Origin of the sequence: Streptomyces sp. BoleA5, from assembly GCF_000373665.1 — a bacterium.
GTDB lineage: Bacteria > Actinomycetota > Actinomycetes > Streptomycetales > Streptomycetaceae > Actinacidiphila.
The window spans coordinates 106,698-124,666 of the sequence record NZ_KB892103.1; the positions used below are offsets into that span (position 1 = coordinate 106,698).

Annotated in this window: 13 protein-coding genes and 1 pseudogene; 5 read left to right on the plus strand and 9 right to left on the minus strand. The window is 72.2% G+C overall.

Annotation, left to right across the window (positions count from 1 at the left end):
- Positions 1–76 precede the first annotated feature (76 nt).
- The 7 genes and pseudogenes from B085_RS42910 to B085_RS0118880 form a co-directional block, all read right to left on the minus strand.
- Positions 77–553: pseudogene (locus tag B085_RS42910) on the minus strand (hypothetical protein).
- 112 nt (positions 554–665) lie between these two features.
- Complete coding sequence (locus tag B085_RS0118855) at positions 666–1,688, minus strand: cytochrome d ubiquinol oxidase subunit II (RefSeq protein WP_018560133.1); 1,023 nt, start codon at positions 1,686–1,688, stop codon at positions 666–668.
- Complete coding sequence (locus B085_RS0118860) at positions 1,688–3,118, minus strand: cytochrome ubiquinol oxidase subunit I (protein WP_018560134.1); 1,431 nt, start codon at positions 3,116–3,118, stop codon at positions 1,688–1,690. Before B085_RS0118860 ends, B085_RS0118855 begins: the two co-directional genes overlap by 1 nt.
- A gap of 216 nt (positions 3,119–3,334) precedes the next feature.
- Positions 3,335–4,363 (minus strand): LacI family DNA-binding transcriptional regulator, encoded by a 1,029-nt coding sequence (locus B085_RS0118865; RefSeq protein WP_018560135.1) that lies wholly within the window; start codon positions 4,361–4,363, stop codon positions 3,335–3,337.
- Between the two features lie 50 nt (positions 4,364–4,413).
- Positions 4,414–5,298, minus strand: coding sequence for an ATP-binding cassette domain-containing protein (locus B085_RS0118870; RefSeq protein ID WP_018560136.1), 885 nt, complete (start codon positions 5,296–5,298; stop codon positions 4,414–4,416).
- The gene (locus tag B085_RS0118875; RefSeq protein ID WP_018560137.1) at positions 5,295–6,290 is read right to left on the minus strand and encodes an ABC transporter permease; all 996 of its coding nucleotides are present in this window, start codon (positions 6,288–6,290) and stop codon (positions 5,295–5,297) included. The genes B085_RS0118870 and B085_RS0118875 overlap by 4 nt, the downstream gene beginning before the upstream one ends.
- 3 nt (positions 6,291–6,293) lie before the next feature.
- On the minus strand, positions 6,294–7,295 hold the full coding sequence (locus B085_RS0118880) for a sugar ABC transporter substrate-binding protein (protein WP_018560138.1): 1,002 nt from the start codon (positions 7,293–7,295) through the stop codon (positions 6,294–6,296).
- Positions 7,296–7,557: 262 nt separating this feature from the next.
- Between B085_RS0118880 and B085_RS0118885 the strand changes: the two genes are divergently transcribed.
- Both B085_RS0118885 and B085_RS0118890 read left to right on the plus strand, forming a co-directional pair.
- The gene (locus B085_RS0118885) at positions 7,558–8,571 is read left to right on the plus strand and encodes a carbohydrate kinase family protein (protein ID WP_018560139.1); all 1,014 of its coding nucleotides are present in this window, start codon (positions 7,558–7,560) and stop codon (positions 8,569–8,571) included.
- 129 nt (positions 8,572–8,700) lie between these two features.
- Positions 8,701–11,115: a glycoside hydrolase family 32 protein gene (locus B085_RS0118890; RefSeq protein WP_018560140.1), complete on the plus strand. Its 2,415-nt coding sequence runs from the start codon at positions 8,701–8,703 to the stop codon at positions 11,113–11,115.
- Positions 11,116–11,362: 247 nt separating this feature from the next.
- Here B085_RS0118890 and B085_RS0118895 read toward each other — a convergent pair whose 3' ends face one another.
- Positions 11,363–11,944 (minus strand): TetR/AcrR family transcriptional regulator, encoded by a 582-nt coding sequence (locus tag B085_RS0118895; protein WP_018560141.1) that lies wholly within the window; start codon positions 11,942–11,944, stop codon positions 11,363–11,365.
- A gap of 321 nt (positions 11,945–12,265) precedes the next feature.
- Here B085_RS0118895 and B085_RS0118900 point away from each other — a divergent pair, with 321 nt between their 5' ends.
- The gene (locus B085_RS0118900; RefSeq protein ID WP_018560142.1) at positions 12,266–14,392 is read left to right on the plus strand and encodes a SpoIIE family protein phosphatase; all 2,127 of its coding nucleotides are present in this window, start codon (positions 12,266–12,268) and stop codon (positions 14,390–14,392) included.
- Positions 14,393–14,466: 74 nt separating this feature from the next.
- On the opposite strand, the gene B085_RS0118905 is transcribed toward B085_RS0118900, so the two are convergent.
- Positions 14,467–15,249, minus strand: a complete 783-nt coding sequence (locus B085_RS0118905; RefSeq protein ID WP_234018601.1) for a hypothetical protein — start codon at positions 15,247–15,249, stop codon at positions 14,467–14,469.
- Positions 15,250–15,685: 436 nt separating this feature from the next.
- Here B085_RS0118905 and B085_RS0118910 point away from each other — a divergent pair, with 436 nt between their 5' ends.
- Positions 15,686–16,255: a TetR/AcrR family transcriptional regulator gene (locus B085_RS0118910; protein ID WP_018560144.1), complete on the plus strand. Its 570-nt coding sequence runs from the start codon at positions 15,686–15,688 to the stop codon at positions 16,253–16,255.
- A gap of 77 nt (positions 16,256–16,332) precedes the next feature.
- A complete protein-coding gene (locus B085_RS0118915; protein ID WP_018560145.1) occupies positions 16,333–17,511 on the plus strand; it encodes a GDSL-type esterase/lipase family protein in 1,179 nt (392 codons plus the stop codon).
- Positions 17,512–17,969: the final 458 nt, after the last annotated feature.

Sequence of the window (17,969 nt, forward strand, 5' to 3'; positions counted from 1 at the left end):
CCGTTGCCCGCCCTTTTCGCCACGCTCCGCGACGGCACCTTCCACGAACCCCGGCCACCGGGCTCAGCCGCCTCACCTACGGCTCCATGAGAAGGACGACCCGATCACTCTCGACATCGAAGCCGAGGATCGGATGGCCGTAGGCACCCTCCCCTTCCATCAGCACTGGTCTGCCCAACCGCCGTCCGATCTCCCTGAGAAAGCCGCACAGCACATCGAGTCGTTCCTGCCCCTGCAACTCCCGCAGATCGACGTCGAAGTCGACAACCTCGTCGTCAAGGAAACGGAAGATCGCCAGCACATCGGCAGTCGGCCGGACCAGCAGGTTCGGACACTCGGCATCCACCGGGCGGGACAGCACGACCTCCGCCCGGGGCACCGGAAGCACCGTCTCTCCCTCCGAGTACTGGCACTTCCAGCCCTTCTCCGCGACAAGATCGAGGACCGCCTGTCAGCCCTCCACCGAGACATCCGGGACGCGCACGTCCGGCAGCGACCCCATCGAGTCCGGGTCGAAGACAGCACTCACGTCATCCCAGAGCAGATCAGCCACCCCGCCATGCTGCCCCCCTGCCCTACCCCGACGCACCCTCGTTTCCCTTGACCGAAGACATAGGGGCACCCCCCGGTGGCGCGGCGCGCCGTCGGCAGGCGATCACGCGCCCTCAGGGACCGGGCTCGGCCGGTTCCTGGTCCGACGGCCGCAGGCTGCCCCGGTTGGCGAGCCGCAAGAGCAGCGCGATCGAGGGGAAGATGAGGAGTCCGGCCACCACGGCGACTCCGATCGTCACCGCCAGCGTGGCCTCCGGGGCCGCCGCCGCTTCGATCTCCAGATGGGTGCCGAGCAGGTACGGGTACTGGGCGACGCCCCAGCCCAGCACGACCAGGGCGACCGCCGCCGCGGCGAGCCCGCGCAGGAACCGGGTCCGCTCACGCCACACCATGACGATGGTCGCGATCCCGCAGAGGGCGGCCAGCAGCACCAGTGGCAGGGCGCCGTGGCTGAGCCGGCGGAACAGGTGCGGCGCGTCGTGCCGCAGGACGAACACTCCGGCGATGCTGACGGCCCCGGTCAGCACGGCCGCGACCAGGGCCCTGCCGCGGAAGTGTCGCTGCAGGGTGTGGTCGCGCTGCTGACGGGCGGCCACGTACAGGTAGGTCGCGGCGAGGTAGGCGCAGACGAGGACGGCCAGCACACCGCCGAGCACCGAGGTGGGGTTCAGCCAACCGGTGACGGCGTCCCCGTTGCCCGCCGTGGGGACGCGCCCGGAGGCGATGCCGCCGGCGATCGACCCGAAGCAGTAGGGGGTCAGGACGGACGACGCGGCGAACGCCACGCCGTACAGGCGCTGTTCGGGGGTGCGCAGCGACACCTTGCGGAAGGCGAAGCCCGCGCCGCGCAGCACGATGCCGAGGACGGCGATGCCGAGCGGGATGTAGAGGGTCGTGGTGATGGCGGTGAACGCGGCCGGGAACCCCGACCAGAGGAAGACCAGGCAGTAGACGAGCCAGGTGTGGTTGGCCTCCCACACCGGGGCGACGGAGGTGTCGATCAGGTGCCTGGGGCGTCTGCCCCGTGCGGCCCCGCCCGCCGTGAGGTCCCAGAACCCGGCGCCGAAGTCGGCGCCGCCGAAGAGGCAGTAGGCGATGACGCCGAGGAAGAGGAAGGCGGCGACGGCGTCGGGCATCACTCCTCCGTCCCGGCGCGCGCGCCGACGGGTTCCGGGCCGGTGCGCGGGCCGTAGGGGACGTCCACGCTGTCGTCGCCCTCGGCCCGCCAGCGCCGCTTCATCGACAGCAGCACGGTCACCGCGCCGGTGCCCACCGCCGCGTAGATGACGACGACCGACCCGAAGAACGGCCACAGGTTGCCCTGGGTGGTCACCGCGTCCCGGGTGAGGAGGTGGCCGACGACGGTCCAGGGCTGGCGGCCCACCTCGGTGACGACCCATCCGCTCTCCAGACAGGCCACCGCGGCGAGCCCGCTGACCGCGCAGCAGCGCAGGAACCACCGCTGCCGGTCCAGGGGGCGCCGCCGCCACCACAGCCAGGCGAACCACACGGCCAGCGCCAGCAGCGCGAAGGAGAGCCCGACCATGATGTCGAAGGCGAGGTGGACGGTGCTGACGATCCGGTCCGAGGGGCGCACGTCGGCGGGGATCGCGTCGAGGCCCTTGATCTCGGTGGAGGGGTGGAAGCCGGCCAGCAGGGATGCCATGTCCGGTACGGGGAGGCCGTAGCGGACCTTCCCGTCGACGAGCACGCCGCCGAGCGTCTCGGGGACGTGCGTACCGGTGTCCGGCAGCATCTCGATCGCCGCGAACTTGGCGGGCTCGGCCTGGTAGACGTACCGGGCGATGGTGTCGCCCACCAGGACCTGCAGGGGCAGCGCGACGGCGGCGGTGACGAACCCGATGAGGAACCCGGTGCGGTGGTAGCGGGAGGTGCGGCCGCGCAGCATGCCCACCGCGTAGACGCTCGCCACCGCGAAGCCGGCGACGATGTAGGCGGCGAGCAGCATATGGAGGAACTCCCACAGGAAGGCCCCGTTGAAGAAGACCTCCGCGGGCCGGACGGCGACGATCATCCCGTCGCGCATCGTGAAGCCGCCGGGCTGGTTCATCCAGCTGTTGGCCGCGATGACGGCGGCCGCGCCGCCGATGCTCGACAGCGCGACTGGTACGCCCGTCCAGAAGTGCGCCCAGGGCGAGAGCCGGTCCCAGCCGTAGATGTAGAGGGAGACGAAGATCGCCTCCAGGAAGAAGAACAGCCCCTCGATGGCGAACGGGAAGCCGAACGCCGGCCCGTACCCGCGCATCAGGCCCGGCCAGAGGATGCCGAGCTCGAAGGAGAGGACGGTGCCGGTGATCGCCCCCACGGCGAAGAGCACCGCGGCCACCTTCGACCAGCGCCGCGCCAGCAGCAGGGCGTCGGCGTCCCCGCGGCGCAGACCGCGGTGGTTCGCGATGAGCATCAGCGCGGTGAGGGCGACACCGAACGGCACCAGGATGATGTGGAAGCCCAGGGTGAACGCCATCTGCTGACGGGCCGGCAGCAACTGGTCGGGCTCGCCCGCCGAGGTCAGGCCCTGCGCCAGGAGGTCCCAGGCCCCCGTCACCGTCCGCACCGTCCGTCCGCGGGGGGCTTCCGACCCGGACCGCCCGTGTTCGCCACCGCCATCACATCGACCACGACCCTTTCGCGACAGGACGATCACCTTAGGTCACGACGGTCGGTATGGGTGGTAACGCGCACTGCGGGCGGGGCCGGCAACCCGTTCGGTGGCGGCAGGGCTCCCGGCCACCCGTCCGCCGCGCAGCGCGGAGGCCGGCGCTCAGCGGGTGCGTGCGGGTGGGGGCAGCTCGCCCGAGCCGCGCGGCACGAGCCGGGTGTCGACCAGGAGGGTACGGGCGCGGGTGCGGTCGCCCTCGAGGCGTTCGAGGGCGGTGGAGCCCGCCAGTTCGCCCATGGTGACGGGGTTCTGGGCCACGACGGTGAGCGCGGGTTCGAGGATGCCGGCCATGGGGACGTCGTCGAAGGCGACCACCGCGACGTCCTTGCGCCCGCTGCGGGACAGCTCGGTCATGACCCCGATCGTCATGACGTTGTTGCCCGACAGCAGCGCGGTGGGCGGATCCGGCAGGGCGAGCAGCCGGGCCGTCGCTTCGGCGGCGCCGGCCGGGTCGTGCGCGTCGGCGACGAGGCCGCGGTCGTGGGGCAGGCCCGCCTCCGCGAGCGCCGCGCGGTAGCCGGCCTGCCGTTCGCGGCGCGTGTAGAGCCGGGCCGGCAGGTCGCCTATGAACCCGATCCTGCGGTGTCCGCCGGCGATCAGGTGGGCGACGCCCTCCTGGGTGCCGGCCCGGTTGGAGCTGACCACGGTGTCGGTGGTGAGGCCGTCGCCGGGCCGGTCGAGGAAGACCACCGGCATCCCGGCGGCGCGGTGGGACTTGAGGTGGGCGTGGTCGGCGCCCACCGCCGGCGCGACCATGAGCACGCTGACCCGGCGGGCCAGGAAGGTGCGGATCAGCGCGTGCTCCCGCTCCGGGTCGTCGTCCGACGAGCCCATCAGCAGCGTCAGTCCGTGGCCGTGCACGGCGTCCTCGATCCCGCCCGCGACGGCGCCGAAGAACGGGTTGCCGAGGTCCGGCACCACGAGCCCCACGGTGGTGTCGGGGCCGCCCACCCGCATGCTCCTGGCCATGAGGTTGGGCTGGAAACCGAGCTTCGCCACGGCCTCCAGCACCCGCCTCCTGGTCTCCGGGGAGCTGGGTCCGTCCTCGTTCAGCACCCGGGAGACCGTTTTGGCACTGACACCCACCTCGCGGGCCACGTCGGCGAGGGTCGGTCTGCGGGTCGCTGTCATGGACCACCTTTTCTCCGTGTGTCGGCCGCGCGGGTACCGGAGCGCGTCGGTCAGCTCCCCAGGACCCCCGCGGCCGAGGCTGCGTCACTGTCCGCCACGACCGTACCGCCGTCCGGACGCACGCCGAGCGCGCCGGTCATGATGGCCACCACCTCGGCCATGGAGTAGTCCGACGGCTTGATGACGGCCTCCCGCCTGCCGAGCCGGTGGACGTGGACGCGGTCGGCGATCTCGAAGACATGGGGCATGTTGTGGCTGATCAGGATCACCGGGATGCCCTTGTCCCGTACGCGGCGGATGAGGTCGAGGACCTGCCCCGACTCCTTGACGCCGAGGGCGGCGGTCGGCTCGTCCATCACCACCACGCTGCGCGCCCAGGCGGCGGCGCGGGCGACGGCGACGGCCTGGCGCTGGCCGCCGGAGAGCGTCTCCACCGGCTGCGTGATGGAGCCGACGCCGACTTTGAGGGCGGCCATGTGGTCGGCGGCCTGACGGCGCATCGCCTTCTTGTCCAGCAGACGGAACACCGAGCCGAGCACACCGGCGCGGCGGATCTCGCGCCCCAGGAACATGTTGGAGGCGATGTCCATGGACGCGGCGACGGCGAGGTCCTGGTAGACCGTCTCGATGCCGTGCGCCCGCGCGTCCTGCGGCCCGGCGAACCTGATCGGCCTTCCGTGCAGCCGGACCTCGCCGGCGTCGGGGACGAGGGCGCCGGTGAGCGCCTTGATCAGGCTGGTCTTGCCGGCGCCGTTGTCGCCGATGACGGCCAGCACCTCACCCGGCATGAGATCGAAGTCGGCGTGGTCGATGGCGGTGACGTGGCCGTAGCGCTTGACCAGGCCGCGCGCGCTGAGCACGGGTTCGGGCCCTGCGGCGGGCGCGGGGGTCTCCGGCGCGGGGGGTGCCGGTTCGTGGGGGGCGGGGCCGGTCATCGGGTCCCCTTTCGCGAGAGCTGGTCGACGGTCACCGCGAGGATCACCAGCACGCCGGTGACCAGCGTCTGGTAGACGGACGAGACGCCCATCAACTGCAGGCCGTTGCGGAAGACGCCGACGATGAGCACGCCCACGAAGGTCCCGAGGACGGTGCCCCGGCCGCCGAAGAGGCTCGTACCGCCGAGGACGACGGCGGTGATGCTGTCGAGGTTGTCGGTCTGCCCCGCCTGGGGGTCGCCGACCCCGGTCCGCGACACCAGCAGCAGTGCGGCGACCCCGTAGACGAGCCCGGCCACCGCGTAGACGCCGACGGTCAGCCGGGAGACCCGGATGCCGCTGAGCCGCGCGCTCTCCGCGCTGTTGCCGAGGGCGTAGACGTGACGGCCCCAGGCGGTGCTGCTCAGCGCGTAGGCGAAGCCCAGGAAGAGGGCGACGGTGACCAGCGACCCGAAGGTGACGTCCGTCCTCCCGAGCGGGAAGGTGCGCCCCAGCGCGATGAGCGGTTCCGGGAGGCCCGTGACGGTCTGCTCGTCGGAGTAGATGTGAGTGAGGGCGAAGGCGACGTTGAGCATGCCCAGCGTCACGATGAACGGGGGCAGCGGCACCGTCCGCACGAGCAGCCCGTTCACCAGACCGAACACCCCGCAGACCAGGATGCCCAGGCCGATGGCGAGCAGCGGCGGCAGCGGCCCCTGGACGGCGAGCTTGGCGATGAGGATGCCGCCGAAGGCCATCACCGCCCCGCACGACAGGTCGATGCCGGCGGTGAGGATGATCAGTGTCTGGCCGATGGCCAGCGTGCCGACGACCATGACCTGCTGGAGGATCAGCGAGAAGTTGCCGCCGGAGAGGAACTGGTCGGTGGCCAGGGAGAAGAACACCGAGGCGATGACGAGGGCGGCGAACGGTCCCGCGGCGGGCGCCGTGAGGAACCGGCGCAGCGCCGCCGGTTCCTTGCCCACGGCGGGGAGCGAGGTGGATGCGGTCACGGCTCAGCCCCAGCAGTTCTGCAGGCCGAAGCCGGTGTCCTCGGCCTGCGTGCCCGGCTGCGCCTTGTCGGTGATCAGGGTGACGCCGGTGTCGGTGTAGCCGCTGGTCTTCTTCCCGTCCTTGGCGAACGCGGCCACCGCCTTGACGCCGTCGGCGGCCATCTTCAGCGGGTACTGCTGGGAGGTCGCGGCGATCTTGCCGTCCTTGACCGCCCGCACGCCGGTGCAGCCGCCGTCGATGGCGACGATCATGACGTCCTTCTCGCGGCCCTTGGCCTTGATGGCGGTGTACGCGCCCAGTGCGGCGGGCTCGTTGATGGCGTAGACCAGGTTGACGTCCGGCGCCTTCTGCAGGCAGTTCTCCATGGCGGTCTGCCCCTTGGCCTGGTCGCCGCCGGTGTCCTGGGAGCAGACGATCGAAGGGTCGGAGGCGCTGACGCCGAAGCCCTTCACGAAGCCCTCGTGGCGCTGCACGCCGACCGACACACCGGGGGCGAGGTCCAGCGTGGCGATCTTCGGCTTCTTGCCGGCCATCGCGGCCTTTGCGTACGCGCCGATCAGCTCGCCGGCCTTCACGTTGTCGGTGGCGAAGAGCGCGTCGGCGGCGTCCTGCGGCTCCGGTGGGGTGTCCAGCGCGATGACGAGCACGCCCTTGGCGCGTGCCTTGGCGATCGCGGGGACGATGGCCTTGGAGTCGTTGGGGGTGATGAGCACGCCCTTGACGCCGGCCGCGACCATGTTCTCCAGCGCGGTGACCTGGCCGGCGTTGTCACCGTCGAACTTGCCCGCCGCGGTCGTCAGTTCGACGTTCTCGCTCTTGGCGGCCTGCTCCGCGCCCTGCTTCATCTTGACGAAGTAGGGGTTGGTGTCGGTCTTGGTGATCAGGCCGACCTTGACCTTGCCCCCGGACGGGGAGCCGCCGCCGGAACCGGAACCGCACGCGGCCAGTGACAGGGCGAGGCCGGCGGCGCCGATGACGAGGACCGGACGGGCTCTACGGGACATCTGCGACTCCTACGGGGATGCAGTGAGCGGGGACAGCCGTGTGGCGCTGCGTCGGCGAAGGGATCTCGCCAGGAGAGTGCCAACGTTGACACATGTCATCGTTGACACCGCTTGCGGAGGATGATGGACTCCCGCTCCGGCAACGTCAATGCCCCAGCAGTGAAAGCCCGTTGGCGACCGGCAGAGCCCACCCCCGCATCCCGCCCCGGGCCGCCGCCGGGATCCGGCCCGCGTCCCCGTCCCCACCTGGAGGAACCTCCCCATGCAGCCGCCTCAGGTCACCGTCATCGGAGAGTGCGTCGCCGATGCCTTCCCCGAACCCGGCGACGGGCGGTTCCCGTCCGGTGCGCACGGCGGCTCCCCGGACGCCGCTCAGGGGCTGCGGCTGCGCGTCCTGCCGGGCGGCGGGCCGGCCAACACCGCCGTGGGCCTCGCTCGCCTCGGAACCCCGACCCGGCTGCTGGCGCGGTTGTCCGGGGACGTCTTCGGCCGGCTGTTCCGCGCCCACCTGTTGGAGTCCGGCGTCGACCTGTCGGCCGCCCCCGCCGCTCCCGAACCCAGCACGCTGGCGGTCGCCGACGTGGACGGCGACGGGCAGGCCGCCTACTCCTTCCACGCCGAGGGCACAGCGGACTGGCAGTGGACGCGCGAGGAGCTGGGCCGCCCCGCACTCGGCGACCCGGCCTGCGTCCACTCGGGTTCGCTCGCCCTGGTCAGGGAGCCGGGTGCCGCTCTCGTGGAGGAGGTCCTGGCGGGGGCGCGACGACATGCGACGGTCAGCATCGACCCCAACGTCCGGCCCGCCCTGGTCGATCCGCGGGTCTACCGCGACCGGATCCCGACGTGGTGCGCGACGGCGGACATCCTCCGGCTGAGCGAGGACGACCTCGCCGTACTGGCTCCCGGCACCCCTCCCGAAGAGGCCTGCGACGGCTTCCACGCGGCGGGCGCCCGGCTGGTGGTGGTCACCCGCGGCGCGCGGGGCGTCCTCGCCTCGCTCGACGGCAGGCGGATCTCCGTGCCCGGTGTGCCGGCGCGGGTGGTCGACACCGTCGGCGCCGGGGACTCCTTCACGGCGGGGCTGCTGCACCATCTCGGCGGTAGCGGGCTGCTGGGTGGCCGGCTCGACGGCCTGCGGATCGAGGACGTCACGGCGGCCTGCGCATACGCGGCCCGGGTGGCCGCGCTGACCTGCGCCGCCCCGGGGCCGAACCCGCCGTGGGCCCATCAAGTGAATGCGGAAGAGGTCGAGTTGACCGTCCGTCCGGGGACCTGACGGGACGCGGCCGATCCTGTGCGGGGCGTTGACGGCTCCCCGGCGGGGGCCCATCATCGGTCATCGATCGGATGTCAGCGATGACATATGTCAACGATGACATCACCGGCGTGCAGAGAGTGGGTTCACATGCGTCGAAGAGTCGGGGCGCTGCTCGTCGCCCTGATCGCGAGCCTGGCCGCCATACTGCCGGGCACCCCCGCGGTCGCCGGGACCGTGGGGGACTACGCGGAATTCCCGTATCCGGCGACGACCTACAGCGAGCCGCTCCGCGGCCAGTTCCACTTCAGCTCGCAGGCGGGCTGGATGAACGACCCCAACGGCCTGGTGTTCGCCAACGGGCTCTACCACTTCTTCTACCAGCACAATCCGCACGGCCTGGACTGGGACACCATGCACTGGGGCCACGCCACCAGCCCCGACCTGGTGCACTGGACCCAGAAGCCGATCGCGCTCGAACCCGGCGTCCACCCCGGCACGCTCTTCTCGGGCGGCGGCGTCGTGGACAAGGACAACACCTCCGGACTGAAGACGGGTTCCCTGGACCCGATCGTGGTGTTCTCCAACACCGACGGCGTGAGCGTCTTCTACAGCAACGACAACGGCCGGACGTTCCAGGCGTACGACAAGGGCCGCAAGCAGATCGAGATACCCGTCGAGAGCCGTGACCCCAAGGTGTTCTGGGACGCGGCACGCAAGCGGTGGGCCATGGTCGTCTGGTCGAACAAGGGCGGCAACGGTGTCGACCTCTACACCTCCCCGAACCTGCTCGACTGGACCTTCGCCAGCCGCTTCGGGGCGCCGTGGCTCTTCGAGTGCCCCGACATGTACCCCCTGGACCTGGACGGCAGGACCGGGCAGCAGCGGTGGGTCCTGACCTCCGCGTCCAGCCAGTACGTCGTCGGCTCCTTCGACGGCACGACCTTCCGCACCGACTGGGCCGGCCCGCAGCAGATGGACCTGGGCACCACGTACGCCGGGGGCACCTTCTACGCCGCCCAGACGTTCGCGGACACGCCGGACGGCCGCACCGTGCAGATGGCCTGGCAGGGCGGCAATCGCGGCAGCACCTGGACGGGGAACTCCACCTTCCCCGTCTCCCTCGGCCTGGTGAGCACCCCGGACGGGCCGCGGATCACCCGGACCCCGGTCGCCGAGCTGTCCTCGCTGGGCTCGGAGACCCGGAGCTGGAAGAACCAGACGGTCGACGCGGCCAAGGGCGGCAACCTCTTCGGGGACCTCAAGGCCGACACCTACGAGATCACCGCCCAGTTCGACGTGAAGGGCGCCACCGCAACGCAGTTCGGCTTCGACCTGCACGCCCGCTCCGACGGCACCGCCGACCGCAGTGTCGTCTACGACACCAGGGCGCAGACCCTGCGCGGCAAGCCGCTCAAGCCGCGGAACGGCAAGGTTGCGATGCGGCTGCTGGTGGACCGCGGGCAGTTGGAGACCTTCGCCGACGACGGGCTCTACTCGTTGTCCGACAACGTCGACTTCGACTCGGCGGCCGACAGCCAGGGCATCCGGCTCTTCGCCGTCGGCGGCAGGGTGAAGCTGGACTCCGCGACCTTCACCCGGCTCAACACCAGCTGGGGAACGGCCCAGTCCACCCTGGAGAGCAACCTCAAGGGCCCGTGGCACGCCGCGGGCGGGGGGTGGACGGACGTCAGCGGCGGCAAGCGCGCCTCGGTCGGCGGCGACGGCTTCTACCTGAGCGCGAGCAGCGGCGGTGACGCCGTCTACCAGGGCGACCTCACCCTGGACACCGCGCAGGCGGCGGGCCTGACGTTCCGCGCGAACGCCCAGGGCGCCGGCTACACGGCGAACATCGACACCAGCGGCGTCCTCAAGCTGTGGCGGCCCGGCCGGGACATCGCGACCCACGCCACCCCGATCGCCAAGGGCCGCGCCTACCACCTCAAGGTGCAGACGGACGGCTCGCGCATCCGGGTCTGGCTGGACAACGGCACCCAGCCCGTCATCGACGCCACCGACACGACCTACACCTCCGGTGTGTTCGGGGTGAACGTCTTCCACGGCACGGCGACGGTGCAGAACCTCGACGTCGGTACGGCCGGCTTCTCGGCCTTCCCCGCCGGCAGGTGGACCCCGCGGGGCGGCACCTGGACGGTCACCCCCGCCGGACTGAGGGGCAGTTCGCCGCAGGACGGCTTCTACCTCAGCGACCGCTCGGGCGGCGACTTCACCTACGAGGGGGACCTGTCCGTCACCAACGGCACAGCGGCCGGTCTCACCTTCCGGGCCCGCGACGACGGGGCGGGCTACACGGCGAACATCGACACCAGCGGCGTCGTCAAGCTGTGGCGGCCGGGGCGGGACATCGCGACCCATGCCACGCAGATCGTCGAGGGCCGCACCTACCACCTGAAGGTGCGCACGGACGGTTCCCGCATCCGGGTCTGGCTGGGCGGAGCCGCCGATCCCGTCATCGACGCCACCGACGACGTCTACACCACCGGCCTGTTCGGGGTGAACGGCTTCGCGGCGAACACGCAGGCGCAGAACCTGAGCATCGGCTGACCTGTCGGGACCGCTCCAGGGCGGGCCTCCGCGGCCTGTCCTGGGGCGGTCCGGCCTCGTCGGCGACGTCCGAGAGGCCCGCCTTGCGCGGCACACCACGAAATGGTCCCTGGTGTACTCCACCGTCACCGCCAAGCTCCGGTCAGGGGGCGTCGAGGTCGAACCGCACCGTGGGCGTTCCGGTTTGTGGCGCCGCCGTCTCCCGCGGTGCTCCGACGGCGGAACGCCCAGGTCGTGGACGAGCGGGTCAGTCGAGAGCGTCCAGGGCCGCGTCCACGACGGCCGTCAGCGCCTCCCGGTCGGGGTTGACGGCCCCCATGACCCGCAGGCCGTGCATCGTGACGACGAGGTAGCGCGCGAGGTCCCGCGCGTCACGCCTGCCGGACACCTGGCCGTCGGCCTGCGCCTGCGCGACGACCTGCGCCAGCGCGTCCTCCAGCAGGACGGTCGTGGACGCCACGTGCGTGGCGACCCGCGGATCGTGGGCGACACGCTCCATGGCCGCACCGACGATCAGGCAGGCCCGCCGGCTGCCGTCGCGCGCGATCTCGTCAACCGCGGCGACCAGCACCTCGCGGAGCAGCTCACGACCGGGGGCGCCGGAGCGCAGGGCCTCGACCAGGGGCAGCGCGTACCGCTCCCGGTAGCGGTCCATGGCCGCCAGGTACAGCCCCTCCTTGCTCCCGAAGGCCGCGTACAGCGAGCCGCGGCCGACACCGGTGGCGTCCACCAGGTCCTGGACCGACGTGCCCTCGTAGCCCTTGCCGCGGAAGGCGTTCATCGCTGCGTCCACGGCCTTTTCGGTGTCGAACTCCCTCACGCGCGCCATGGGCGGAGTGTACGCCTATCCGGAACGAACAGTCCAGTTACCGACGCCGGCAAGACGGCGAACACATCACCGCCGACCAGGCCAACGCCCCCGCCTACGGAAGCGAGGCATGGGGGGCGGCGGAATCCCATCTCTGGTGAGCGGCCATCGCATGCCCGGGGCGTAGCCCCTGAGGACGATGACGTTGGCCGCCGCAACACCCCGGGACACCCGGGGAAGCCCGTCGGCCACGGACACGAAGCGCACATATGGGTAATTCTTAATGGGGCGGACGCCCGAGGCCGACGGGCCGCCGCCCCGCCGCCGGAGGAGGGTGAGGGCATGGACGCTGCGGGTCCCCCGGCCGCCGCCGGCTTCGGGGCGGTGTCGCTCGACACCGTCCTGGCCAGGGCGCTGCGGGACAGCGAGGCGTCCGTGGGCGCGGTCTACCTGCTCCCGCCCGGGGAGCCTGTCCTGCGGCTGGCCGTGCTGAGCGGCGTCTCCCGGAAGACCGCCGTCCCGTGGACGCGGGTGGCGCTGACCGACCACACGCCGGTGGCCGACGCCGTACGCGAGCGGCGCCTGGTGTGGGTCGGCGGTCAGGAGGAGATGGCGCGTACCTACCCGCGGCTCGCGCTCATGCTGCCCTACCCTTTCGCGCTCGCCGCCGCCCCGGTCACGGACGGCACCACCACGCCGGGCGGACTGGTGCTGCAGTGGCCCGGTACGCACCCGCCGCGACCGGGCCCCAGGGAGCGCGCCGCCGTGGACACAGCCTGCCGCGACCTCCTCGCGCTGCTGCGGGACGCCGAGGAACAGGGCCGGCCGCTCACCGCGCCACGGGTACCGCGCGTCCTGCCGCCGCCGCGCCCGCGCGCGGCATGGCCGGCCGAGGCGCAGTCGGCGGTGGACTTCGCCGAACGCCTCCCCGGGGGCTGCTGCACCCTGGATCTGGACGGCCGGATCCTCTTCGCCACCACCGAGGCCGGCCGCCTCCTCGGCGCCGACGTCACCGAAATCCTCGGCGCCTGCCTGTGGAAGGTCCTGCCGTGGCTGGACGAGCCCGTCGTCGAGGACCACTACCGGGCCGCGACGATCAGCGGGCAGCCGGCCTCCTTCACCGCCTCGCCGCCGGCGGGCCCGTGCCTGTCCTTCCACCTCTACCCCGGCTCCTGCGGTGTCAGCGTCCGCATCGTCCCCGCCGCCCTGCCCACCGACCCCGCGCGGGTGCTGCGCCCCGCGCCCCCCGCCGAACCCGGCCGGGCGGCCGTCCTGTACCACCTGATGCACCTCGCGGCCACGCTCACCGAGGCGATCGGCGTGCGCGACGTCGCCGACCAGGCGGCCGACCAGCTGCTGCCCGCCTTCGGCGCCCAGGCGCTGGCCCTGATGACGGCGGAGGACGGCCGGCTGCGGATCATCGGCCACCGCGGCTACCCCTCCGAGCTCGTGGAGCGCTTCGACGCGGCCCCGCTGACCTCGGACACCCCCGCCGTCCGCGCCATGACGACCGGCGTCCCCGGCTTCTTCCCGACCTTCGCGGAGCTCCGGCGGGCCTACCCGCCCGCCCTCCACCAGGACGGCATGGGTTCCTGGGCCTTCCTGCCGCTGATCACCTCGGGCCGTCCCGTCGGCTCGCTGGTGCTCGCCTACGAGCGGCCGCGCCCGTTCACCGACGAGGAGCGCACCGTCCTCACCTCCGCCGCCGGACTGATCGCCCAGGCCCTGGACCGGGCGCGCCTGTACGACGCCAAGCACCGCCTCGCACAGAGACTGCAGGAAGGCCTGCTCCCCCGGACCCTCCCCCGCGTACCCGGTCTGGACGTCGCCGCCCGCTACCTGCCGGCCGGCCGCGGCATGGGCATCGGCGGCGACTTCTACGACCTCATCCGGCTCGGCACGCACCTCGCAGGCGCGGCCATCGGAGACGTGCAGGGGCACAACGTCAGCGCCGCGGCACTGATGGGGCAGGTCCGCACGGCCGTCCACGCCACCGCGGGCGCTCCGCCCGACGAGGTCCTGGCCCGCACCAACCGCCTGCTCACCGACCTGGACCCGGGCCTGTTCACCAGCTGCCTGTACGTCCAGCTGGACCTGGAGCACCACCGGGCCCGGCTGGCCACCGCGGGCCACCTGCCGCCGCTGCTGCGCCACCCCGACGGGCACGTCGAGGTCCTCGACCTGGCGCCGGGGCTGCTCCTGGGCATCGACCCCGCCGCCACCTACTCGCCGACCGACATCCCCCTGCCGCCCGGTGCGGTGCTCGCCCTGTACACCGACGGCCTGGTCGAGACTCCGGGCGCCGACATCGAGGACGGCATCGCCGCGCTCGCCCGACGTCTCGCGCGCGCCGGGAGCGGGACCGTCGACGACGTCGCCGACGCGCTCGTGCACCACGCCGAGCAGTCCCCCGCGCGCAGCGACGACATCGCGCTGCTGCTCATCGAGGCGCGGCGCAAAGGCGGTTGACGCCGTCCGGGCCGTCACCAGGCAGCTCGCCCCGGTGACGGCCCGGGCTTCTCGCGGGAGAGGATTCCCGGTCGTCAGCCGACGCGGCGGGCCCTGACGCCGTCGGCCTCGAAGTCGTAGACGTACCGGTTGATCCGCAGGCCGTCGACCGCCCCGACCCAGTTGTAGTCACGGCCCTTGCCGACGGCGACGGAGAGGATGGTCGCTTGCTGAAGCGCGTTCTTCAGCGTCGTGAAGTTGCACGGACTGGACTGCGTGCAAAGGGGCGCGAGCTCGTTCCCGCTGAGGAACCAGTCGCCGGTCGTGGTGGCGTTGAGGAACCCACTCCACTGGTTCACCGGCGCGACGGCGGGCGGGACCCACACCATGGTGGAGTAGGTGTCGCCCGGAAGCGAGGGCAGCCTCGGGTTGATCTCGAACCTGAGGTTCGGCAGGTTGCGTGTGCCGCCGTAACCCACGTTCTCGCCCGTCTGGAAGACGTGGAATCCCAGCGCGGTCAGGTCCCGGACCCGGCTGCCGTAGAAGTCGACCTCGTTGCCGAAGTCGACCTTCTCGCTCGGGGGGGTGAGCGAGGTGGAGTCGTCCGCCACCTCGATGCCCAGGCTGCCGTTGCCGTACGGCGGCCGGGAGGCGGATCCCGTGACGCCGAACGAGCCGAACGGGCCGTCACGAAGAGCGGCGACAGGCGAGCCGATGGTGTTCCGGGTGATGACACCCCAGTGGTCAGCGCCTATGCCGTCACCCGAGTGTCCGTCCGCGACGGCGGACACCGATCCCGTGAGGGCCGAGGTGACGATCGCGGCCAGCGCGACGGCCGCGAGCGTCCTTCCCCGGCGCAATCCGATACGAGCCTTCACACCCATTCCTTCCGATTAGCCGAAGGGTCCCGTGCGGTGCCCATTGCCCGGGCGCCGCGCGGCAGCGCGGCACGACGGGCCGGCGTTCGCGTCGTGACCCTTCGCGTTCAGCCGTACTTGACGAGTGGTTGTGGTTGTTCGTGCGGGGGATGCGAACGAGGTCAGGGCCGGCCGTGCGGCATGAGCCGGACTCCGGGCGGCCGAACTCGACGTCCTGGGCGAGGCGGAAAGTCACACGACGGCCGAGGCCGTTCGGGATTCCCCTCAACCCAGCGGAACCCAGACGCACATATAGACCGTTACACATGGTCACTCAAGATGCACTCTGGGTGAGCCGTTCGCAGCGCAGGGCTCCCGCTCGCGGCTCGGGTCCCCGACGAGTTGCCTAATTGCTTTAGGCATGTGCATAATCACTTATGGAAGAAGGAGGCGTGCTGTGCCACGTGTAGGACTCACCACGGAACGCCTGACCCGGGCGGGCGCGGAGCTCGCCGACGAGGTCGGCTTCGCCCAGGTGACCGTCTCGGCGCTCGCCGAGCGGTTCGGCGTCAAGGTCGCCAGCCTGTACTCGCACGTCAGGAACTCGCAGGACCTCAAGACCAGGATCGCCCTGCTGGCCCTGGAGGAACTCGCCGACCGCGCCGCCGAGGCGCTGGCCGGCCGCGCGGGCAAGGACGCCCTGGTCGCCTTCGCGAACGTGTACCGCACGTACGCCCGGGAGCACCCCGGCCGCTACGCGGCGGCCCAGCTGAGGCTCGACCCGCAGACGGCGGCCGCCGGCGCGGGGGTCCGGCACGCCCAGATGACGCGGGCCATCCTGCGCGGCTACGACATCCCGGAGCCGGACCAGACGCACGCCGTCCGCCTCCTGGGCAGCGTCTTCCACGGCTACGTCAGTCTCGAACTGGCGGGGGGCTTCGACCACACGCCCGTCGCCGCGGAGGCGTCGTGGACATGGGCGCTGGACTCGCTCGACGCCCTGCTGCGCGAACGGTCCGCGTCCTGAGGGCGCGCACCCCCGAACCTCCCCACCCGACGTACGGGCTCCCGGCCCGCGAACCGCCCACGAACAGGCACCGGACCATGCACACGAATGAGAACCTGATCACCACTCCCGTCACCGGGGACATGCTGCGCGGCGCCGTCGACGTCGAGCGCACCAGTCACGGCCTGCTCCCCCACCGCCTGCCCGCCGCGGCACGCCGGCAGATCCCCGACGAGCAACTGGCCACCGCGGAGGCGCAACCGTCCGGGGTGCGGCTGGTCTTCCGGACCCGGGCGACCACCGTCGAACTCGACACGCTGCCCACCAAGCGCGCCTACCGGGGCTTTCCTCCCCCGGCGGACGGCGTGTACGACCTGCTGGCCGACGGCCGGCTCGCAGCGCGGGCCACCGTGGCCGGCGGCAACGTCCGGGAGATCACCGACATGGTCACCCAGGCCTCCGAGCTGCACGAGGGGCCCGCCGGCACCGCCCGGTTCGGCGAACTGCCCGAGGGGGACAAGGAGGTCGAGATCTGGCTCCCCCACAACGAGATCACCGAAGTGATCGCCCTGCGCACCGACGCCCCCGTCGAGCCGCCGACGCCCCGGGACCGCAAAGTCTGGCTGCACCACGGCAGTTCCATCAGCCACGGCTCCAACGCCGCGTATCCGACGGAGATCTGGCCCGCCCTGGCAGCCGCGGCGGGCGACGTGGAGCTGGTGAACATGGGCTTCAGCGGCAGCGCGCTGCTGGACCCGTTCACCGCCCGGGCGATCCGCGACACTCCGGCCGACCTCATCAGTCTCAAGATCGGCATCAACATCGTCAACACCGACGCGATGCGCCTGCGCGCCTTCACCCCGGCCGTGCACGGCTTCCTCGACGTCGTGCGCGAGGGGCATCCCACGGCGCCCCTGCTGGTGGTCTCCCCCGTCCTCTGCCCCGTCCAGGAGGACACCCCGGGCCCGCTGGCCCCGGACTTCGACGGCGGCACCCTGCGGTTCAGGGCCACCGGCGACCCGGCGGAACGCGCCGCGGGCCGGCTGACCCTCAACGTCATCCGCGACGAGCTGGCCCGGATCGTCGCCCGGCGGGCGGCCGACGATCCCCACCTGCACTACCTCGACGGCCGCGAACTCTACGGTGCGGACGACTACGCGGAACTGCCGCTGCCGGACGAGGTCCACCCCGACCCCGCGGGTCACCGGCGCATCGGCGAGAACTTCGCCCGGCTGGTGTTCGCCGGCACCGGTGCCTTCGCCGCGGACGGTCGCTGACCGGCGCGCCGACGGCGGGGGCACCGCGGGTCATCGACGCGCCGCATCACGGCATGCGGCCCATCGATCTGCCTCACCTGGTGCCCGGATCCACCCTGGCAGCGCCATCCCCGGTCCGCCCGAGGCGAGTCCGGCAGGCGGTACGGCACGCCGCGCGCGACACGGCGCACGCGGGACCGCTCCCCGCCCTGTTCGAGCACTTCCCCGGCCTCCGGCCGGCGACGCCGCCGGAGGAGCTGGAACCCTGCCGGCCTTCGTCCTCAACGGGAGGACGGAGGGCCGGTCCGCCTCCGGGGCCCGGCTCGCACCGTGTCCCGCGCCGGGCGGGGGTCCTCGGCGAGCGGTCCCAGCGCAGTCGGACGCCGGTGAGCCGGGTGATGGCCCGCAGATGCGGTCCAGCGTTGCCGGCGTACCAGATCCGCCGGTCCGCGTGCGGCCACGCGTGGGCCGGGACGCCG